This window comes from Thermolongibacillus altinsuensis (genome assembly GCF_004341205.1).
Lineage (GTDB): Bacteria > Bacillota > Bacilli > Bacillales > Anoxybacillaceae > Thermolongibacillus > Thermolongibacillus altinsuensis.
Genome location: NZ_SLUL01000017.1, coordinates 21786 through 44342, shown reverse-complemented (window position 1 = coordinate 44342; position 22557 = coordinate 21786). Strand labels below are relative to the sequence as shown.

Genomic DNA, 22557 nt, shown 5'->3' with positions numbered 1-22557 from the left:
TGCTCACCTCATGCTTATATGTTCTAACTCCGCTTCGCTCAACTCTTTCGCTTTCCAAAGAGCTAACGCTTTTTTCAAACACTCTTTATACTCATATTTCGGATGAGAATCGATGACAATTCCAGCTCCTGCCTGCACATGAGCAAATCCGTCTTTCGCAATCATCGTTCGAATGACAATGTTTAGCTCCATATCTCCATTGAAGCCAACCCAACCGATCGATCCCGTGTAAATTCCGCGGCGAACAGGCTCTAATTCTTCAATAATTTCCATCGTTCTTACTTTTGGTGCTCCCGTAATCGTTCCACCTGGAAATACGGCCGAAATAACATCAAACGCATCCTTTCCTTCCGCTAGCTCTCCAGATACATGAGAAACAAGATGCATCACATGGGAATATTTTTCGATGGTTATAAACTCATCGACTTTAACCGTTCCATACTTGCACACCCGGCCGAGATCGTTTCGCTCTAAATCGACCAACATTAAATGTTCTGCTCTTTCTTTTTCATTTTCCATTAATGATTTCGCAATTTCTTCATCTTCCTTTGTTGTCTTTCCGCGTGATCGCGTTCCAGCAATCGGCCGAGTGCTTACATACTTTCCTTTTTTCTTTACGAGCAACTCGGGTGACCCGCTAACAATTTGGAATTCCGGAAATTGCATATAAGCCATATACGGAGATGGATTCAATAGACGTAACTTTTCGTAAATGGCTAGCGGATGAGTTAACAAACGCTTTGATTGCCGCACAGATAAATTCACTTGAAATACATCGCCTTGCGCAATGTATTGCCGTACTTTCTCAACCACATCAATAAATTGGCTTTCGCTCATCGAAACCGCCTCTTCCCCGTCGTAACGAGGAGAGAAAGACAGCGTTACATCCGACACATCTTCCGTCCACATTTGTTCATAATGTGCAAGGCGCCGTTGCGCTTCGCTTTCCTCTCCAGCTAAGTAGTGCGTTATGATATAAAGCGCTTTAGCCACATGATCGTAAACAAAAACATCGTCAAATACTAAAAAATATAGATCTGGCATTTGTAAATCATCTTCAGCAAGCACCGGAAGCTTTTCAATATACCGTGCGCAATCATAGCTTACATAACCGATCGCTCCGCCTTGAAAATCAGGTGCATCCGAAACCTTTTCCGTCTCCCATTGTTGAAACCACTGTTTCATCAGTTGCAAAGGATTTCCAATAACAGTTTCTGTTTTTTCTTTTTGCCAAATGGTTAGCTGATGATTTTTTCCGATCAGCACTGCAAATGGCCGCAATCCAATGATGCTATAACGTCCATCCCGTCCACTTTCCAACAACACATGATACCGCTCGTTATGGGATAACGCCTTATACTGAGCAAACCAGTCTCGGTCATAACCGTCTATTTTCTTAAACATCATAAATCGTTTTTGCCTTATCAAAGATGCCACTCTCCTCTCATCGAGTCCATAAGCTTATTTTACAATGAACGAGGAGAAACAATCATCCAAAAAAATTCGGCAGGGCGTTTCCCTGCCGAGATCCATTAGTCTTCAAATTGATATAATGCTGTGCTTAAATAACGTTCGCCATTACTTGGAATAATCGCCAACACTTTTTTCCCTTTTCCAAGCTGTTTGGCTACTTTCAATGCGACGTGGATCGCTGCGCCAGATGAAATACCCCCTAAAATCCCTTCTTTGCGTGCAGCAAGACGCGCAGCCGCAAACGCTTCTTCTGTCTTAACTGTAACCACTTCATCATAAATGTTTGTATTTAAAATCTCTGGCACGAAACCTGCTCCAATGCCTTGAATTTTGTGCGGCCCTGGCTTTCCACCTGAAAGCACCGGAGAATCAGCTGGCTCTACTGCATAAATTTTAATATTTGGATATTTCTCTCTTAGTACTTCTCCTGCTCCCGTAATCGTTCCGCCTGTACCAATACCCGCAACAAATGCATCGAGTTGATCGCCCATTTGTTCAACAATTTCTCTTCCTGTTGTCAAACGATGAATTTCTGGATTTGCTTCATTTTTGAATTGTTGCGGCATGAAATAACCATGCTCTTTCGCTAACTCTTCCGCCTTTTGAATTGCTCCGCGCATTCCCTCGCTTCCTGGAGTTAACACAAGCTCTGCTCCATATGCTCTTAATAAATTACGACGCTCCAAGCTCATCGTATCAGGCATGACAAAAATCGCCTTATATCCTTTCGCAGCAGCAACCATTGCTAAGCCAATTCCAGTGTTTCCGCTCGTTGGTTCAATAATCGTATCACCCGGTTTAATCTTTCCTTCTTTTTCAGCCGCTTCAATCATCGCTAACGCAATTCGGTCTTTAACGCTGCTTCCCGGATTCATAAACTCTAACTTCAAATACACATCTGCACTATCTTCATCTACAATTCGATTTAATTTTACTACTGGCGTTTGACCAATTAATTCAGTAATAGAATTGGCTACACGTGCCATCGCCCACACCCCTAATCCCGAGTATTTTTATAGAATTTGTATCAAATTTATCAGTTATTTTCTAAATTGTCAATTATTTATTCTCTTTCCGCAAATTTTTTTAATTGCTCTAACTCTTCTTTAGAAAATTCATACGTTTCATTACAGAAGTGGCAAGAAGCTTCTGCTTTTCCTTCTTCATCAATTATTTTTTGAATTTCTTCCGCACCTAAGCTAATGATGGCATCCGCAATTCGTTCGCGCGAACAGCGGCATACGAATGAGACAGGGAGCGTTTCAAGAATTTTGACATTGTCTTGCCCGCCAAGTAGCTCATATAAAATTTCTTCAGGACTTGATCCTTTTTCAATCATCTTTGAAACAGGCGGAATGGATTTGAGTCGTTGTTCAATTTCGTCAATCGTTTTTTCCTCGGTATCTGGCATCAATTGAAGAATAAAACCACCAGCCGCTAAAATGGAGTGATCTGGATTGACTAATACCCCCACTCCAACAGAAGATGGAGTTTGTTCAGATGATGCAAAATAATACGTAAAGTCTTCACCAAGTTCCCCCGATACAAGCGGTACTTGACCGGTAAAATAATCGCGCAAACCTAAATCTTTAACAACCGTCAACGTTCCGTTTGTGCCAACTGCTCGTGCGACATCAAGCTTCCCATGAGCGTTTAATTCAAAATGAACGTGAGGGTTTGATACATATCCGCGCACATTCCCTTTTGCATCACTGTCCACGAGAATGTGACCAATCGGTCCTCCTCCTTCAATTTTAATGGTTAGTTGACTATCCCCTTTTAACATTGCTCCCATCATCACTCCGGCCGTCATCGCTCGCCCAAGTGCCGCTGAAGCTGTCGGCCACGTTTGATGGCGACGCTGCGCCTCTCTCACTGTTTCTGTTGTGCGAACCGCATATGCTCGCACCTGACCATTATATGCCAACGCTTTCACTAAATAATCTGACATGCTTTCACTCACCTTTCTTATTTTTTTCGTATAAAATCTTCAATCCTTTTAATGTTAAAAACGGATCAACAATATCAATAACGTTTGATTCATGAGCGATGAGGGAAGCCAATCCACCGGTTGCGATGACTTTTGGCGGAATCGGGCTTTTTGCTTTCATTCTTGATACAATTCCTTCTACTTGTCCAACATATCCGTACAAAATTCCCGCTTGCATCGCACTGACTGTATTTTTACCAATAATGTCATCCGGTCGAGCAATTTCAATACGAGGCAATTTAGCGGCGCGCGAATAAAGCGCTTCCGTAGAAATTGTAATCCCCGGAGCAATCGCTCCTCCCATGTACTGCTTATGTTCATTAATGTAGCAGTAAGTCGTTGCTGTACCGAAGTCAACAATAATCAGCGGGCTACCGTATAAATGAATTCCTGCAACCGCATTGACAATTCGGTCGGCCCCTACTTCTTTTGGATTATCATATTTAATATTAAGGCCTGTTTTAATTCCTGGCCCAACAACAAGTGGTTTTATATGGAAGTACTTTAAGCACATTCGCTCGAGCGCGAACATGATTGGTGGTACGACTGACGAAATAATAATGCCGTCAATATCGGAAAAATCGAGTCCTACGTGATTCAGCAACAATTTGATCATCATTCCGTATTCATCTTCTGTTTTGCTTCGACTGGTTTCAATTCGCCAGTGGTGCTTTAATTCATCCCCATCATACACCCCTAAAACTGTATTTGTATTTCCAACATCTAATACAAAAATCATCGCTTCATCCCCACTTCCCACATTTTTTGCTTTTTTCATGATACCATATACAAACAAAGCGTTAAAATAATAAGAAAAGATGCCTCAACAAAGAGGCACCTTATTCTTCTTTTTTTGTATGGATATTGACTTTTACTTCATCTGAACGAGCAGAGTCGTTATCTTTTGATTCTGGCAACGTTCCATGCTCAAATAAATGTTTAATTTGTCGAGCATCTAATGTTTCTACTTCTAATAGCGTTTTAGCAATTAGTTCTAACTTGTCGCGATATTCGGTTAAAATTTTCTTCGCTCTCTCATAACATTCTTTAATAATTCGTTGCATTTCAAGGTCAATCTCATAAGCGATTTGATCGCTATAGTTTTGTTCATTATGCAAGTCGCGTCCTAAAAAGACTTGACCGCTTGATTGACCAAACTGCATCGGACCAAGCTTTTCGCTCATCCCAAATTCTGTAACCATTCGACGTGCAATATTTGTTGCACGTTGAAAATCGTTATGAGCACCTGTACTTACTTCTCCAAAAACAATTTCTTCTGCAACTCGTCCACCTAATAAACCAGTAATTTTATCTAAAAGCTCCGATTTGGTCATAAAATAACGGTCTTCTTTTGGTAACATAACCGCGTAACCGCCCGCTTGCCCGCGCGGCACAATCGTTACTTTATGAACCATATCTGCCTCATCTAATACCATGCCAATTACTGTATGGCCTGCCTCATGATACGCAACAATTTTTCGTTCCTTTTCGGAAATGACACGACTCTTTTTCGCAGGTCCGGCAATGACGCGATCAGTCGCTTCATCAATATCGCTCATATCGATCTTCTTTTTATTTTGACGCGCTGCCACAAGAGCGGCTTCGTTTAACAAGTTTTCTAAATCAGCACCGGAAAAACCAGGTGTTCTCATTGCAATAGCTTTCAAATCCACGGATTCATCAAGCGGTTTGTTTCGCGCGTGAACTCTAAGCACCGCTTCACGGCCTTTCACATCTGGACGATCAACCGTAATCTGGCGATCAAAACGTCCCGGGCGCAGCAATGCTGGGTCTAGAATATCTGGACGGTTTGTAGCAGCGATGATAATAATTCCTTCATTTCCGTTGAATCCATCCATTTCAACGAGCAATTGGTTTAATGTTTGTTCACGTTCATCATGACCGCCGCCTAAACCTGCACCACGCTGACGTCCTACGGCATCAATTTCGTCGATAAAGATAATACAAGGCGCGTTTTTCTTCGCTGTTTCAAATAAATCGCGAACGCGAGAAGCACCGACACCAACAAACATCTCAACGAAATCCGAACCGCTAATGGAGAAAAACGGAACACCCGCTTCTCCTGCCACCGCTCTTGCTAATAACGTTTTACCTGTACCAGGAGGTCCGACAAGCAAGACACCTTTCGGAATGCGAGCACCAAGTTCCACAAATTTTCGCGGATCTTTTAAAAACTCGACAATCTCCACCAATTCTTGCTTTTCTTCGTCCGCGCCAGCAACATCTTTAAAACGAACTCGTTTTTTATCTTCATTGTATAACTTTGCTCTACTCTTACCGAAATTCATAACGCGGCTTCCGCCACCTTGCGCTTGATTCAGTAAGAAGAAGAACAAAATAAAAATAATGACAAACGGAATAATCGATGTAAAAAACGTAACCCAACCGCTCGTTTCTTCGGCAGGCAACACTTCTACTCTTGTTTGTTTCGCAGCCTCATCGATGCGCTCAAGCACTTTATTGCTATTGACCACATACGTAGTGAAGAACTGTCCTTCCTCGTATGTTTTTAGTTGTCCCTTTACTTCGTACACGCCTCGTTCAGGCTTCATTGAAAACGATTTTACATCTCCGTTTTCTAAATGGGTCATAAATGCATCATATGTCATCCGCTCAGTTCGCTGATTATTTCCATTAAAAAAACTGACAACGCCGATGACAACGAGAAAAATGAGCAAATAAAATATTGTATTACGAAAAATGCGGTTCATTTCCTACCTCCTCCCACATAAAGCACACTATACTCAATAGTATCATAGAAAAACGTTCCAAAACAAACGATCTGCATGAAAAAGTTATTTGCTGTATACTTCCGGTTTCAACACCCCGATATATGGAAGATTTCGATACTTCTCGCAATAATCTAAACCGTACCCAACGACAAATTCATCCGGAACGATAAATCCTACGTAATCTGCTTCAATGTTCGTTTTTCTTCCAGAAGGTTTGTCAAGAAGCGTGACGATTTTAATCGATTTGGCTTTACGGTATCGGAATAACTCCACTAAATAACTTAACGTCAAGCCGCTATCAATAATGTCTTCAATGATTAAAATATCACGGCCTTCTACAGACGTATTTAAATCCTTTAAAATTTTCACCTCTCCAGATGAAACCGTCGCATTTCCGTAGCTAGATACGTCCATAAAATCCATTTCTAAATATGTATCAATATGTTTTAATAAATCAGCCATAAACGGCATGGCTCCTTTTAAAACGCCAACCGCAAGCGGAAAACGTCCCTCGTACTCCTTTGTTAATATTTGTCCAAGTTCTTTTACCTTTGCTTGAATTTGTTCTTCAGTAATTAATATTTTTTCCATATCTTGATGCATGCCCATATCCTCTTTCCTCCTAGATGATCATTGCTTTTTATAGTGTAATACAATATAACGATTTTTTGTAACATCAGTTGCTTCATAAACGGATTTTTTTAATCCGGGAAGCCAAATGATCCTTCCTTGCGCATCCTCAACAATTGGCCATAAGTTTCGTTCGTTTAAAGGAACCTTTTCGTCAATAAAGATGCGAGAAATTTTTTTTGTTCCTCTCATCCCTTTCATTTCCATCCGGTCGCCTGCTTTTCTTGTTCGAACACGCAATGGCAATGAAATGAGATCAGGATCAACAATAAATAAATGATGATGACGCTCTTTAGGATATTGTCCCCAAAATTCGCTAATCATTACAAATCCATTTGGAAGATGCAAGGTTCCAGGAATATTCATTTCAAAATTATATGCATCCACCTCTTTTTCATTAGAATCAAATGTAAATAAACCAATATGATACTTACGAATTAATTTTAATCCATTTGGAAAATGTAGTACACCTGAAGGGTGCTGTCTATTTAAAAAAAATAACGCATTATTTATATGTACTGAGGATAACGATGAAGGAATATTCCGATAAAGATAGTTTAATATTAGTTGAATCCCTCTTCTTTGTAAAGGTTTCGGCATCGCAAGAAATGGTGGAATCTCGATTTCCACGCAATCTTGCTGTTTTTTTATTACATTATTCATCGCTTGTATCGTTAATTCCTCTAAAAACGCTTCATCCTCGCTCATCATTTCACTAAATCGCTGAAAATGTTCATGAACATGTATATTTTCTTTTTTCAAAAAAGGAAGAACATGATGACGGAATCGATTTCTTGTGTAATCATCTTTGTCATTGCTTGGATCGCGACGTGGCTCAAGCTGATAAATTCGACAATAACGTTCAATTTCCTCTCGATCAATACATAAGAAAGGACGAATAATGTATCCTGTACTGAAAGGTCTTTTTATTGGAATACCTGCATATCCTCTTGGTAAACTCCCCCTTACTAACCGCATCAAAATCGTCTCAATTTGATCATCTCCATGATGCGCCAATGCTAAATAATGAGCATTATATTTCCGCATCACCTGATCAAAAAAACGATATCGACATTCTCTGGCAGCCTCTTGAGCTCCTAGTTGAAAACGATTCATATGTTCTTGCACATTCACTTGAATAGCCTCACATATAATACCGAATTTCTCACAAAAATGTTTCACAAAATGCATATCTTCTTCGGATTGTTTTCCACGAAACATATGATCGACATGCGCCGCAATAATCGTTAAATCCAATTGTTCCTTCATTGTCCAGAAAAAATGGAGCAAAGCGAGCGAATCAGGACCACCTGAAACTCCGACAACAACCGTTGACCGTTTTTCAAGAAGTTGATGTTTCTCAATAAATGCTCGTACTTTTTCCAACCTATCGCCCTCTTTTAAAAAATAGTTTGTTTTTTCATAATCGTACCATATCGAGCACTTACTTCTCAAAAACCTTGTTCTTGGAAATTAAAGGATTTGAGCATATAAATACAATATATACGCAAACAAAACAAAAATAACAAGAAAAGCCGTTTCTAATAATCGTTTTTTCTTTCGAGAATGTTTTTGTTTATTTTCTACTCTTTTTCCCTGTCGTGAGGAAGATTGATGAATCAGCTGAATCAAATCTTTCTTCATCTCGTCCGCTGCATCATATTGTCCTTCAATCGCACGCAAAAGAACTTTTTCGTATTTTTTTAAATAGCTATTTGATAAGATCGCTGCTCGTAATTGTTCTTTTTCATTTCCTTTTTTTTCAAATCGATTTGGATAGCATGCATTGATCATAATCATCGCAACGGCAAATAAATCATACGAAGGTTCCGCCTTTCGCGATCCCATTCCCCAATAACCTCGATCAAAAAACTCTGTAAATTCTTTAATCGCTCTTCCACGCAACGTGGTTCCTCCTACATCTACTAGACGAACTCTCGGCACAGATCCTGAAACAATTAAATTTTCTGGTTTCAAATCACCGAACACCCATCCTGCTGCATGTAATTTTTCCAAATCCCCTAATAACTGCAACATGAGAATAGCAATCCACTCTTTCCCTTTTTTATGAATAAAGCTTAAAAAATCTTCACCTTTTATATATTCCATGACATAAAACGAAACGGTTCGATTGATGTATGGATGGAACCAATCATCTACATCCAACAAACAAGGTCCGAGGGCAACTCCCTGGACCTCTGAAAAACGTCTTAATACATTGACCTCCGAAATGATTGCACTGCTATTATCGCTTATCTTCAAAGCAACAAGCCCCGTACCTCCTTGCGCTAAATAGACAACTCCATTCGCTCCTTGTCCTAGCGACTTAACAATTTTATAAGAATGACGATGCCATTTTCCTTTAACGACTGTTCCAGCTGGCAATTTACATAGATTCTTCGATGTATGGATCATCATCGGACAGCAAGCTCCTTAATGAACGTTTTTTATTAAAATGATGAAGAGCTTCGCGAATGGCAGGGCCTGTCGGTGTAATTCCGCCAGATGTCAACTTAGGGAAGACCGTTGAAATCGCTTCTAATTTCGGTGTCCAATCAAGCACTTTATCCGCATCGCCTCGTTTCCCGGGAAATACAAAAATAGAAAAACGATTATTTCCCAAACGAGCATTTAAACTAAGCGATAAATCAAACAAAGCTTCCTTCACTGTAGGAAGCTTCGTTTTCATGCTTCCACTCGTATCTACTAATATTAAAACTTCCAAATTCACGGTTTCCCCTAACTCTTCAACAACTTCCATAACTTCACTGCGCTTTTCCGGCGGCAAATCTTCAAATGAAGCATGCGATCCTAAAATTTGTTTTAACTCTTGATTCACTACTCCTTGCAACGTTTGTGTCATCGCTTTCCGCGTCACCATTTGCACGGTTTGGGATAATTGTTTCGCATAAACAACTTGGCTTACCCCTCCACCCGATAAAGCGATTCCTTCAATTTCACGCAATCCATTTTCGTCAATGATATCTTGATCAAGAACGCCAATGACATTGATGGTAATTCCTTGCTCTTTCGCTAATGCTGCCATGGCAATCGGATCTTCACCATGATTCGAACATCCATCCGTAATTAATAAAATTTGTCGCAATGTTCCTTTCCGCATTTTTCATCCCCTCCGAAAAAATGATGTATTCCCATCATCGCCGAGAAGAGGGGATTTTATACGCTCATCACACACTTTTCATATATTGATAAGCTGGGATGACGGCCCATTTTGGCGTATTATGCTTAATTTGCGCCACGACAACAGTCATGTCATCTTCGATATATCCGCCATTTATTCGAATCACTTCCTCCATAATCAAATCGGCTACTGCTTGCGGATCATTCGTTTTTAATTCTTTTATTTTTCTCTTCATCCACACATCGTGATTCTCAACATGAGCAGCTCCTTCAAACACCCCATCGCTCATCATAATAAGTAAGTCACCCGCTTTTAACTGTTCTTGAACAATATCAAACTCCACTTCCTTAATAATGCCGATTGGTAAGTTGCTTGCTTCAATTTTAATCACTTGGTTCCCTCTCTTAATAAAACTAGGAGCAGAACCGATTTTCAAAAATTTTGTCGTTGCATCTTGTAAATCGACAATCGCTAAATCTAATGTCGAAAAAATATCTTCCGTCGTTCTCAAAGATAAAATAGAGTTGATCGACTTAATGGCAATTTGTTCTTCAATTCCTGATTGTAAAATTTTTTGTAACAGCTTCAGCGTTTCTTTGCTTTCGTAATGCGCCCTCTCTCCATTTCCCATTCCATCGCTAACCGCTATTGCGTATTTACCAGCTCCAACTTCCATCGTTGCATAGCTGTCTCCAGAAATGAACCCTCCATCTTTAGCTGCATAAGCAACTCCTGTTTCAATCACAAACGCCTTAGAGGAGCTAAACGTAACCTGACAATCCCCATTTGGATAAACTGAACATGCTTCTCTCTTAACGACAATCGTTTCCCCTAAAATATCAGATAGCATTGGGGCAATTAATTTTTCACATTCCCCTCGTCCATCGCAGTAAGGAATGACCATTTCGATATCAACATTTCCTTTTTCAAGGCTATAAATATCAACATAACTGACATCAATCCCAAATTGTTGCAAAGCATTTAAAATTTGTTCCTCTTGTAAATAATGATTTTCCCTCTCTTTTTGAATTTCTTTTGCAAAATCCTCCATAACTTGAGATACGCCAAATAATTGTTCAGCCACTAATTTTCTACTTTCTTTTACTTGCTGCTTTAACTTTTTATTTGCTTGATAGAAAGACAAATTTTTTTCAATTAAATGAACCACTTTACTAGCTTTCACACAATGCTTATTCCATTCCCGAAGCAATTTATGATTAAAAGAAAGTTTATTTTCCTCCGCTTCTAGCATAATTTGCTTCATATAATCATATGTTTTATCAAAGTGTAAAGACCAGCATTGATCTTTTTTAAAGCATGTTTGGCAAGTTTTCTCAGTAACATCGCTTAAGAAATAATCGATCTCCCTTTCCGCTTCCTCCTCCTTTGACTTCAAACCATAAGTTGAAAAACTTTTTGCCAAGGCTTGAAATACATTTGAGAATTGTTCGACACGATGTGCAGTAACATCTCGAATGTTCCGTACATATTGTTGCTGTTCATTTGCATGCTCAACCGTCCCAGGAATGTATTTCGCCATCTTACTCGTAAAGGATGAGGAGGTGCATAAAAACAAAAAAACAGCCAATAGCGATTCAATGACATTAGGAAGTAATTGCGCAGTTCCTTCGCTATACAATCCGATTAATAATGTTGCGACAATCAATCCAAAAGATACTCCTAATTTCCGACCATCTTTTAATAATCCCCCAAGCAACCCAGCAAACGCTAGCAAACTCATTTGATACAAGTTCGACACATTTGCCAAACTCAAAATAAGTCCTGTAACAACACCGACAGTAGAGCCGATCGTTGCACCAGCAACAAACGCAAACAATAGCAATAAATAGCGAGCCATAATATGTTCCAATGATAATTGATAGAAAGACCACCCAATCATTCCGGTCAACATGGAAGATATGAGAATGACAAATGAAATAATCTCTTCAGGCTTTAATGATTGTTTATGTTTACGATTGTCAAATAAAGGCATACTTTGCAAAAAGATCAGAGTTAAAATGAATGCCAAGCCTGCTTCTACAAGTGTTGTCATTCCTTCATATAACGTCCATTCCTTTTTCCATATATATGCCATGGCTAATTTGACACCTAACGAGGTTAAAAAGACAACAATAGGCAATCGCCTGGCAGGAGTGTCAATCCATCGCTCAATAAAACGATGAAAAAGCAAAAATGTGATGATTCCAGCAACAATAAAAAGTGTTGTATAAAGCGATAACGTCAAAGCACCAGCAAGCAAAGCAACAAACACCAGCCCTGATTTTTCGCGTCGCATCGTGTAAATAGCAGCAAAAAACGGCAAAGCAAACGGAGTCATTTTCGTTAAAATTAGAGCTCGTCCTAAAAGAAAACCGATTAAAAGAAACATAAATCCTTGGTGCACAAACAAATGACCAAGCCGTACGTTTAAACGCCGAAACCATTGAGAAAATGTCGCTTTCGTGTCCCCCAATGGCACCTCAGATATTTGATTCACTACCTTTCGTTCTACTCTTTCCATTCCAATCGTCTCCCTTCCCCTTCATTTTATGATGTTTTGTTTATTATATAGACTGAATTATCAAAAATTTGTCAAAAAAGGGAGGCGATATGGATAAATCGTTCGACGTATTCTTTCAAAAAAAGCGCTATATATACAAAAAACCACCGATTTTCTTATGAAAATCGGTGGTTTTTATGAGCGAGTGACCCGTACGGGATTCGAACCCGTGTTACCGCCGTGAAAGGGCGGTGTCTTAACCACTTGACCAACGGGCCGTTATTCAATAGCGGCGGAGGGAATCGAACCCCCGACCTTACGGGTATGAACCGTACGCTCTAGCCAGCTGAGCTACGCCGCCACGTAACGACAATTAGTATAATACTATTATAATAAATGAAAGTCAATATATTTTTTTAAAAATTATACGTGAGGCTATCAACGAAAAAGCACCCATCACTAGATGGATGCTATGATGACTGCCCTTCATATTTCGGCAGCAAGTTAACCGCGTCTAGCGCCACGACCTCCTCGCTTTGACTCGGTATGACGTCTAAGGGATGCCAAACGATCTTCGCTTTCTTTTAAAAAGCGACTAATTTTTTGTTCAAAGCTTTCTTTCGAAGAACGATCGTTTGCTTTATTGCGCGAGCGTGGCGATTGTTCTTTCGCTTTCTTAATGGATAAACCAATTTTTCCATCTCTCTCAACATTGATCACTCTTACTTCGACGACATCACCGACTTTGAGATGATCGTTAATGTCTTTTACATAGTTATCTGCCACTTCGCTAATGTGAACTAATCCGGTTGAGCCTTCCGGTAGCTCCACAAATGCTCCAAATTTAGTAATGCCCGTTACTTTTCCCTGTAACTTGCTGCCTACTTCAATTGACATAAAAAAAGTGCTCCTCCTTAAAATCTAAAAAATCATTTTCTTCATTATACATAATGTAAAAAACAAGTGTCAATAAGGCAAGAGCCCAATCATCAAACATCAATCTTCAGGTGTAGTAAAGATGATCTCTCCCTCTTTAGAGAAGAAATACTCTTTGCGAGCAAGCTCAGCAATATATTCATCATCATTCAACTTTTTAATTTCATCATTGAGCTTCTCTTCTTCTTTTTTAAGCATCTGCAGCTTTACTTCTAGCCGTTCTTTTGCTTTCAATTTTGCATCGATTGCAGAAGATTGGGAAATGAGCGCATACAGAAAGACAGAAGATAAAGCCATCAGCATAACAGCGAATAAACTGAAACGCAGAAGCACTACTTTCCGACGTTTTGACGCCTTCTTTTCACGTTTTTCGTGTTCAAAGGCATAAGAAGATTGAATTTTCGTCACTTTGTTTTTATGCAATACGCTCATCTCCAACTCCTCCTGCTTCACCGCTTCTTACGAAATAAATTCGCTATTTTTTGCCAAAACCCTTTTCCCTTTTTTAACAAAACGATCACCTTTGTTCTCAAACGAATAGGGATCTTTGTCCAAAAGAAGATAAATATAGAATGAAAAGGTTTTAGTAGCAATTTGACTAAAAAACGGACAATCTTGTATAAAATTTTACCAACGTATAAAAGAATGTGGCAAGTACCAAACAAAAGAATGACAATAAAACGGTAAATAAGTCGGAGTGGCAATATGACGAAATAATGAAATAGTCTAATGATCAAACGATAAATCGAAACAACGATGCGAATAAAAAACTCTAAAATTTTTAAGTAGGTCGTTTTAAACAAACTTTGATAAGCTGCATACCCACACAAAAGGGCTAAAAATATATAAAAACGAATCTCTCCATTATTAACTAAAAGCAAAACATAAAAAGTTAACAAAGCTTGGACGATCCAAAAGAGAACATCGCTGATAAAAACGATCCAACGTGCCTTTTTTGAACGGTTCCATAAGCGGGCATACGTATCAAACGTAGCTCCAAGCCAACTTCCTATCCCAATCATTGAAAGCATGGTAAAAAACTGAGTGGTCAAGCTCATTTAAACAACTTGCTAAAGAACCCTTTAGCTTTCTCCGAGTGCTGCTCATCTAAATAAATGATCTCAAAAATTTTCCCTTTAATGGAAACGATCCCTTTATCAACATCTAAGTTTTTCATCTGTAAATTTTGACCTTTAATCGATAAAAAACCCATCACCGTTTCCAACAAAAATTCTTCATTATCGAAACTTTCAACTTGTTTAACACCTGTAATATCTAAAAGACGTCGACCGCGCATAATGAGATCATGTTCTTGCACCGTTCCTTTATTCGTTAAGCTTTGCGACATCTGTCATCCCCCCGCAAAATTCGTTTGTACATAATGTATGAATGCGGGGGTTTTTTTAGAACAAGCTACTCGATTCTCTCTTCTTTCACAATTTCATACAAAGTATTTGCATCTTCTTTTTTCACATTTTCTTGTAAGCTATTTACTCTTACGGTCACGTACTTTTGCCCGAATTGAATCGTAATTTCATCGCCGATCTTTACGGTTGAACTTGCTTTTGCTGTTTGGCCATTGATCATGACTCGCCCCTGATCAGCCACTTCTTTTGCTAACGTTCTTCGTTTAATTAAGCGCGAAACTTTTAAAAATTTATCTAAGCGCATCACTACATCCCCCTCTTTTTTGCTTCTTCCCATATTTCATCCAACTGTTCTAACGACAATTGTTGCAACGATTGCCCTCTTTTCTTGACCTCTTGTTCTATATATACAAAACGACGGTAAAATTTTTCATTGGCCATCGCTAATGCTTCTTCCGGATTAATTTTGTAATATCGGCATACATTAATGATCGCAAATAAAAGATCACCAAATTCAGCTTTTAGCTTTGTTTCTTCGATGTTCTCTTTATTGGCTTCTTGTTGGAACTCTTTGATTTCCTCTTGCACTTTTGCCCAAATCGGCTCTACTTCATCCCAATCAAATCCTACTTCCGCTGCTTTTTGTTGATACTTATATGCTCTTAATGTTCCTGGCAGCCCTTTCGCTACATCATCTAGCAATGACATCGCCTTTTCTTTCTTTTCTTCTGCTTTAATCTCTTGCCAATTGCGCACAACTTCCTCGGCATCATGGACCGTTACATCGCCGAACACGTGCGGATGGCGACGAATCATTTTTTCTGTAATGCTGCGAATGACATCATCAATCGAAAACATTCCTTCATCTTCGCCAATTTGCGCATGAAGCATAACTTGAAGAAGCACATCTCCTAATTCTTCAATCATATTTTCATCATCTTGACGATCGATGGCATCTAACAATTCATATGCCTCTTCAAGCAAATATTTTTTCAACGATTCATGCGTTTGTTTTCGGTCCCATGGGCAGCCGTTAGGTCCTCTCAATGTCGCAATGACGCGGCGCAGCGTTGTAAAATCATGATACAGCCATTCTTCCTTCTCCACTTTCGGAACATAAACACTTGTTAAATTATTGAGCGTAGCAACACGATCTAATTCATAAAGTGGCACCTTTTCGATTTTTTCGTCTTTGCTTCCTGCTGCTGTTACAATGTACACTTCGTAATCATGCGGCAATTTCTCTAACAAAGCGAGCTTTACTTCAGAGGCAACAAACGCATCATATACTTGGCAAAAAATCACATGATGTCTTAACTGAATCTCATCGGCCTGAAATGATGTCGCATCAAGCAACTGAAACCCTTCGATTGGATCTATTTTTAATGCGGTAAACAACGCGTCTAAAAAACTTTGCCCGCCTTCGACGACAATTCGACATTGACGTTGCTGTTCATAGTCGAACAACAATTGTACCGTTCGCTCAGCGACGAGCGGATGACCAGGTACAGCGTAGACAATATCACCCTTTTGCGCTTCTTGTAATAAAATAGAAACAATCTCAGCATACACATCTTCAAAACGATTATGTTTTTCATAGACATCGTCAAACGAGCGAAATTCAACACCTTCTGATTGCAATGACTGTACGACAGGATGGTCTTTTGTCCGTAGAAACAAACGTCCAGCCTCTTTCAATCTACGATAAACCCCTAACGGTAACTGTTCGAGATCTCCTGCTCCAAGGCCGACGACAAAAATCGTATTCATTTGGTATCCGCCTTTCTTACAATATATTTTTTGAAATAATACCCAAAAGGAATAACCGTTAACTCATTTTCCAAAAAGATTCCTTTCTTCATGATGATTATAATATAAACAATTCCGCCCAAGAAAACACCTAACACCGCTTGGACAGCAGAAAATAAACGCTCATGTTGCCAAAAAGAAAATAGCTGATTGGTTATCCATAAATAACCGATTAAAAAAACAGCCATCATGAAAGCTGAAAAAACCGTATGAACGATGATGGATTTAGATATAAACGGATTCTTCATTTTTCTATACAAAAACGCATATTGCAACAAAGTCATACCAACATAAGTCAATAACGTAGCAAAAGCCGCTCCAACCGTTTGCCAATGCGGAACAAGCCACATATTCAGCATCCATTTCATCACAATTCCTACAAAAACGGCCAAAACCGGAAATAGAACATATCCGAGCCCTTGTAAAATCGCAATCAATGTTAACGTCAACGACGTGAAAAGAATAGAGCAAGATAAAATCGTTAACTCAACCATCCCTGACGCATCTTTAAAAAGCATAATATTTGTCGGTTTTATTAAACAAACTAATCCAACCGATGCTCCAAGCCCAACAACAAAGGCAATCCGCAATGTTAAATGAATTTTTTCACGAATGAGTAATTCATTGCTTCTTATTTGATCACTCGACAAAGCCGGGACAAGAGCAAGAGAAAAAGAAGTGGCGACCACTGTTCCAAGTTGAATTAAGGGCTGCCCGCGATCATAAATCCCTTTCAACATTTTCGCTTCATTTCCTAGTCCTTCTGCTTGCAAAAGTGAAAGCAACGATAAAGAATCCACAAATTGAATAAAAATCAATACCATATTTGCCAAGCAAATCGTCATGCCTTGTATCGCTAAAAAGAAAAGCACTCGCTTTGTTTCCTTGCTAGAAAAGGAAATGTTCGTTCGAATGGAAACATGTTTTTGTCGAAGCCAATAAGCAATCAGGACGAAAAGAGCCGCAAAACCACCTAATAAAGAACCGAACATGGCACCTGCTCCTGCTTCATAAACAGTCGATCCGCTCATCAATAAAACATAAGAAAATGTTAAAATCGCTGCAACTCTGACAGTTTGCTCGGCAACTTGGGAAACAGCCGTAGGCAACATATTGTTTTTTCCTTGAAAGTAACCGCGAAGCGTTGATGTAAACGGAAGAAGTAAAAAAGAAAAAGAAACGGTGCGAATAAGCAACGTGAGTTGGTGATCGCCCATCATCGTTGCTAAAAAAGATGCTCCAAAATAAAGGAAACAAAAACTTATAAAACCAACAAATGTTAAAAAATAAAAAGAAAGGCGAACAATATGCATTTCAAATTGTTTTTGTTTATTTTCCGCAATCAACTTTGAAATGGCAACTGGATACCCATATGTCGATAACGCCAGAACAATGCCATAAAGAGGATATACTTGTTGGTAAATATAAAAACCGATGTCCCCAGAAATATTTTGATAAGGGATTCGATAAAAAGCGCTCAACACTTTTGTAATCAGGGCAGCAACTGTTAAGACAAATGCTCCCTTCAAAGCTGTTTTTTGTTGTTCTTGAGCTTGAAAAGACATTGTGTTTCCCCTTCCCAACAAACTAACGTCGATAATTATAGCACTTTTTCGTCCTTGTGAGCACAAAAGAAAAAAGGTAGCGCTTATGCTACCTTTCCTGTCTTTTTCACTGTTCCATTTGTCGAGCGAGAAATCCTGCTGCTGTTTCAGCCGCTTTATGTTCCACTTCTCCGATCGTTTTTTCTTTCGAAAAAATGACGACAGCACCAATGGGATCCCCGTTTGCAATAACGGGAGCAATCGTATACGACTTTACATCCTCTTTGTGCCCTTCAGCAAATTCTAATTCACTTTCTTCAACATGTAAAACAGATTGACGCTCTTCCATCACCTTTTCGACAAGTTCACTAATTTTTTTGTTTAAATATTCTTTTTTCGAAATTCCAGCCAAAGCAATAAATACATCTCGATCACAAATCAAGACAGGTTGTCCTAAGCTATCGAATAGCGCCTCCGCATATTCTTTTGCAAAATCCCCTAACTCGCTAATCGGTGAATATTTTTTCAAAATAACTTCTCCATCCCGATCAACAAATATTTCCAGAGGATCCCCTTCACGAATTCGCAATGTTCTTCGAATTTCTTTCGGAATGACCACTCTTCCTAAATCATCGATTCGTCGAACAATACCAGTTGCTTTCATCTATCGACGCCTCACTTTCATCTCATATTGAAAATGCACTGGTGAATTCATTGTTGAAGAATCCACCATTGTTGTGATTAGTATCCTTCACAACAAAACTTCTATACACGATGAAAGCGATTTTTTCAATTGAAGTGAAAATCCCCCATCATCATCATCAACAATAATTGCTAAATTTAAACATCCTCAATTATTTTTTTCGCATCGCCTAATCCTTTTAACAGTTCATAAATAATCGTGAGCCATTGTTGTGGTTTCATCGATTTCGTATAAACAACAATCTTAAATTTCTTCCCATCCATGCCAAAACCGATATCTCGCCCATAACGTTCGCCAAGTTTAAACAGTTTGCTTACATCGATTTCATTTGTCGTTTCCTCTGAAAGCAAGATCGTTACTTCTTGTTTTGTTTGTTTAATTAACTCTATTCGATGCTGTTTGGCATAAATTTTAATTTCTGCTATCTGGAATAAATAATCAACCTCGTCTGGGTAATCACCGAAACGATCACGCACTTCTTCACGTAACTCTTCAAGTTCTTCCAATGTTTCGAGCGATCTAAATCGCTTATACATGTCAATTTTTTGGCGGCCATCGGAAATGTAGTAATCCGGAATATAGGCATCCACTTCCACATCAATCTCTACTTGGAACTCCTCTTCTCGTTTTATACCTTTCCGTTGCTCAATCGCCTCTTTAAGCATCTGAGAATATAATTCAAATCCGACTGAATCAATGAAACCATGTTGTTCGGCGCCTAACAAATTTCCAGCACCGCGAATGGATAAATCGCGCATCGCAATTTTAAATCCAGAACCAAGCTCTGTAAATTCTTTGATAGCTTGCAAACGCTTTTCCGCAACTTCGGTTAATACTTTATCTTTTCGATACGTAAAATAAGCGTAAGCGATGCGATTAGATCGACCGACTCTTCCCCGCAATTGATACAGTTGGGAAAGCCCCATTTTATCCGCATCATAAACGATTAGTGTGTTTACATTCGGAATGTCCACACCTGTTTCAATAATTGTCGTGCTCACTAATACGTCATATTGTCCTTCTAAAAAGGCAAGCATCACTGATTCTAATTCATTCTCTGACATTTTTCCATGAGCATACGTCACGCGAGCATCGGGAACAAGCGCTGAAATTTCTTCTGCTTTTCGATCAATATCCTCCACGCGATTATAAAGAAAAAATACTTGTCCGCCTCGCGCCAACTCTCGCTCAATTGCCTCCCGAACAAGGACCGGACTATATTCCATTACGTAAGTTTGAACAGGGAAGCGATTTTCTGGTGGCGTTTCGATAATGGATAAATCTCTAACACCGATCATGGACATATGCAACGTTCTTGGAATCGGCGTCGCTGTCAACGTTAATACATCAATATTTGTTTTCATTTGTTTAATTTTTTCTTTATGTGCCACACCAAACCGTTGTTCTTCATCGATGATCAACAATCCTAAATCTTTAAATGCTACATCTTTTGAAAGAAGGCGATGCGTACCAATGACCATGTCAATTGTTCCGTCTTTTAATCCTTGAATCGTCTCCGCTTGCTGTTTTCGTGTACGAAAGCGGCTAAGCAATCCAACATTAATTGGAAATCCTTGAAAACGTTCCCGAACCGTTTCGTAATGTTGTTGAGCTAAAATCGTTGTCGGCACAAGAAAAGCGACTTGCTTTCCATCCATAATCGCTTTAAATGCAGCTCGTAACGCTACCTCTGTCTTTCCATATCCAACGTCTCCACAAAGGAGGCGATCCATTGGGCGTTCGCTTTCCATATCTCGCTTAATTTCACGAATCGATCGAAGTTGATCCTCTGTTTCTTGATATGGAAATGCGGCTTCAAATTCCCGCTGCATCTCGCCATCAGGAGAAAATGCATATCCTTTGCTCGCCTCACGTTCTGCATAAAGCTTCATTAAGTCTTCAGCGATATCTTGAACAGAAGATTCGACTTTCTTTTTAACTTTCTTCCATTCACTTCCGCCTAACTTATAAATTTTTGGTTCTTTTCCTTCTGAGCCAACATATTTCTGTACGAGATCAATTTGATCAACCGGAACATATAACGTATCATTTCCCTGATATTGAATATGAATATAATCTTTATGAATACCGTTAATTTCTAACGTTTCAATTCCTAAATATTTTCCGATTCCGTGATTCACATGAACAACATAATCGCCAACTTTTAACTCTGAATAACTTTTAATTCGTTCTGCATTTGATAGTTTTTGACGGCGAACTGGACGTTTCGCTCGTTTTTTAAATAATTCCTCTTCCGTAATGACCGCTAATTTTTGTAATGGCAATTCAAAACCTGTATTTAAATCCCCTTCAACAATTTGAAATCGCCCGTGCAACAACGGATCATTTTTACCTATTTTCGTTGTTTCAATTTCATAATCTTCTAATACGCTTTGTAATTTCTTTGTTCGTTCGTCATCACCAGCTAAGAACACAACCGCATAGTTTGCTTTTTTCCAGCGCTCTAGCTCTGATTTTAATAAATTCATTTGACTATAAAAAATTTGCATTTGCTTACAAGAGACGTTGACAATATTTTGCGGATGTGTATGCGGAATGTGACGCAAAAATAAAGATAAATAAATCATTGGTTTGGTCCGCTTCTGTAATACATCAGGGAATTTGTGAGAGACCATAACATCTTGAACCATTTTACCTTCAGCCAATAAGCTCGTATACCATTCTGCTTCTTCTTGTTCAAGCCGTTCAGCTATCTCTTGAATTCGGCTCATTTCATCGAGCAGCACAATGCCGTTGTTAGGCATATAGTCTAGTAAACTAGCAGGTGAATCGTAAAACAGCGATAAATACTTGTAAATTTCTTCGATTTTTTCTCCATTCTTCAGCTGTTCTAATTCAAATAAAATATGTTCGTGAAGACTCTCTTTTATTTTTTCGTCTTTGATATTTTGCAACGTGAATTGTAAACGTTCTTCTAATTTCTTAATTCCTTCTTTTAGCTGATTCTCGTCAACGATCATTTCCGTTGCAGGTCCAATAATCACTTCTTTAACTTCTGTAAGTGATCGTTGATCTTCTACGGAAAATGTGCGAATGGATTCAACTTCTACATCGAACAATTCAATTCGATATGGCAACTCCGCTGTCAACGGATAAATATCAATAATTCCACCGCGAACACTAAATTCGCCCGGAGTAGAAACCATTGAAACGCGTTCATACCCCATTGCCACTAATTGTTGAATATAATGATCAACATCGATTTCTTCCCCCAAACGAAAATGAAGCTGGCTTTTTTGCCACATTTCCTTCGGCGGAAGCAGTCTTCTTAATCCTGCAATCGGTGCAATGACAATCCCCTTCTCATTTTGGCACCAGTAATTCATAACCTCTAAACGCTGGCCTCTTAACTCTGGGCTAGCGACCGCTAGTTCAGCTGCCATTAGTTCGTTCACAGGATAAAGAAATACTTCATCCATATTAACCAATTGAACAAGATCATCGTATATTTTTTGCGCTTGGAATAAATTGTATGTAACAATACATAAAGGTCGATTCGTTTCTTTATATAAAGACGCAATAAAAACGGAGCGAGCTGACCCTGATAATCCTGTAACTAGTTGTTCTCTCAACCCCGCTCGAACTCCGTCCACAATCGATTGGATATCAGGATGTTTAATAAAATATTGTTGCAATCCTAACAAACAAAATCCCTCCTCTCATTCATCATAAATACAAAAATGCTTTGG

At 39.0% G+C, this 22557-nt stretch carries 19 protein-coding genes and 2 tRNA genes; all 21 read right to left on the bottom strand.

All coding sequences use genetic code 11. The features are described from left to right. Positions 1 to 3: 3 nt before the first annotated feature. The 21 genes from trpE to mfd all read right to left on the bottom strand — a co-directional run bounded on the left by trpE (position 4) and on the right by mfd (position 22512). Complete coding sequence (gene trpE / locus EDD69_RS13285; RefSeq protein WP_279388154.1) at positions 4 to 1404, bottom strand: anthranilate synthase component I; 1401 nt, start codon at positions 1402 to 1404, stop codon at positions 4 to 6. Between the two features lie 128 nt (positions 1405 to 1532). Beyond that, entirely contained in the window at positions 1533 to 2459 is a 927-nt protein-coding gene (gene cysK / locus EDD69_RS13280; protein WP_132949408.1) for a cysteine synthase A, read from the bottom strand. A 77-nt stretch (positions 2460 to 2536) separates the two neighbouring features. Continuing rightward, entirely contained in the window at positions 2537 to 3424 is an 888-nt protein-coding gene (hslO, locus tag EDD69_RS13275; protein ID WP_132949407.1) for an Hsp33 family molecular chaperone HslO, read from the bottom strand. 4 nt (positions 3425 to 3428) lie between these two features. Further along, entirely contained in the window at positions 3429 to 4202 is a 774-nt protein-coding gene (locus tag EDD69_RS13270) for a type III pantothenate kinase (protein ID WP_132949406.1), read from the bottom strand. A gap of 100 nt (positions 4203 to 4302) precedes the next feature. Beyond that, complete coding sequence (gene ftsH, locus EDD69_RS13265) at positions 4303 to 6195, bottom strand: ATP-dependent zinc metalloprotease FtsH (RefSeq protein WP_132949405.1); 1893 nt, start codon at positions 6193 to 6195, stop codon at positions 4303 to 4305. Between the two features lie 84 nt (positions 6196 to 6279). Then, positions 6280 to 6825: a hypoxanthine phosphoribosyltransferase gene (gene hpt, locus EDD69_RS13260; RefSeq protein ID WP_132949404.1), complete on the bottom strand. Its 546-nt coding sequence runs from the start codon at positions 6823 to 6825 to the stop codon at positions 6280 to 6282. Positions 6826 to 6846: 21 nt separating this feature from the next. After that, positions 6847 to 8232, bottom strand: coding sequence for a tRNA lysidine(34) synthetase TilS (gene tilS / locus EDD69_RS13255; RefSeq protein ID WP_132949403.1), 1386 nt, complete (start codon positions 8230 to 8232; stop codon positions 6847 to 6849). Between the two features lie 87 nt (positions 8233 to 8319). Then, positions 8320 to 9264 carry a protein kinase domain-containing protein gene (locus EDD69_RS13250; RefSeq protein ID WP_132949402.1) on the bottom strand — a complete coding sequence of 315 codons (945 nt, stop codon included), beginning with the start codon at positions 9262 to 9264 and terminating at the stop codon, positions 8320 to 8322. Continuing rightward, on the bottom strand, positions 9233 to 9967 hold the full coding sequence (locus EDD69_RS13245; RefSeq protein ID WP_132949401.1) for a vWA domain-containing protein: 735 nt from the start codon (positions 9965 to 9967) through the stop codon (positions 9233 to 9235). Before EDD69_RS13245 ends, EDD69_RS13250 begins: the two co-directional genes overlap by 32 nt. Positions 9968 to 10034: 67 nt before the next feature. Next, positions 10035 to 12509 (bottom strand): stage II sporulation protein E, encoded by a 2475-nt coding sequence (gene spoIIE / locus EDD69_RS13240; RefSeq protein ID WP_132949400.1) that lies wholly within the window; start codon positions 12507 to 12509, stop codon positions 10035 to 10037. Positions 12510 to 12694: 185 nt separating this feature from the next. Next, positions 12695 to 12766 (bottom strand) — tRNA-Glu (locus EDD69_RS13235). Positions 12767 to 12775: 9 nt separating this feature from the next. Then, positions 12776 to 12849: transfer RNA gene (locus EDD69_RS13230), tRNA-Met, on the bottom strand. Between the two features lie 143 nt (positions 12850 to 12992). Continuing rightward, positions 12993 to 13385, bottom strand: a complete 393-nt coding sequence (locus EDD69_RS13225; protein ID WP_132949399.1) for a S1 domain-containing RNA-binding protein — start codon at positions 13383 to 13385, stop codon at positions 12993 to 12995. Between the two features lie 99 nt (positions 13386 to 13484). Then, a complete protein-coding gene (locus EDD69_RS13220; RefSeq protein WP_132949398.1) occupies positions 13485 to 13856 on the bottom strand; it encodes an FtsB family cell division protein in 372 nt (123 codons plus the stop codon). A 17-nt stretch (positions 13857 to 13873) separates the two neighbouring features. Beyond that, complete coding sequence (yabQ, locus tag EDD69_RS13215) at positions 13874 to 14482, bottom strand: spore cortex biosynthesis protein YabQ (protein WP_132949397.1); 609 nt, start codon at positions 14480 to 14482, stop codon at positions 13874 to 13876. Next, positions 14479 to 14772 carry a sporulation protein YabP gene (gene yabP, locus EDD69_RS13210; RefSeq protein ID WP_132949396.1) on the bottom strand — a complete coding sequence of 98 codons (294 nt, stop codon included), beginning with the start codon at positions 14770 to 14772 and terminating at the stop codon, positions 14479 to 14481. The genes yabQ and yabP overlap by 4 nt, the downstream gene beginning before the upstream one ends. A 65-nt stretch (positions 14773 to 14837) precedes the next feature. Continuing rightward, positions 14838 to 15095 (bottom strand): RNA-binding S4 domain-containing protein, encoded by a 258-nt coding sequence (locus EDD69_RS13205; protein ID WP_132949395.1) that lies wholly within the window; start codon positions 15093 to 15095, stop codon positions 14838 to 14840. Positions 15096 to 15097: 2 nt separating this feature from the next. Beyond that, positions 15098 to 16561, bottom strand: a complete 1464-nt coding sequence (gene yabN / locus EDD69_RS13200; protein WP_132949394.1) for a bifunctional methyltransferase/pyrophosphohydrolase YabN — start codon at positions 16559 to 16561, stop codon at positions 15098 to 15100. Next, entirely contained in the window at positions 16558 to 18165 is a 1608-nt protein-coding gene (locus EDD69_RS13195; RefSeq protein WP_132949393.1) for a putative polysaccharide biosynthesis protein, read from the bottom strand. Before EDD69_RS13195 ends, yabN begins: the two co-directional genes overlap by 4 nt. Before the next feature lie 106 nt (positions 18166 to 18271). Next, complete coding sequence (gene spoVT / locus EDD69_RS13190) at positions 18272 to 18808, bottom strand: stage V sporulation protein T (RefSeq protein ID WP_132949392.1); 537 nt, start codon at positions 18806 to 18808, stop codon at positions 18272 to 18274. Between the two features lie 176 nt (positions 18809 to 18984). Continuing rightward, positions 18985 to 22512: a transcription-repair coupling factor gene (mfd, locus tag EDD69_RS13185; RefSeq protein ID WP_132949391.1), complete on the bottom strand. Its 3528-nt coding sequence runs from the start codon at positions 22510 to 22512 to the stop codon at positions 18985 to 18987. Positions 22513 to 22557 lie beyond the last annotated feature (45 nt).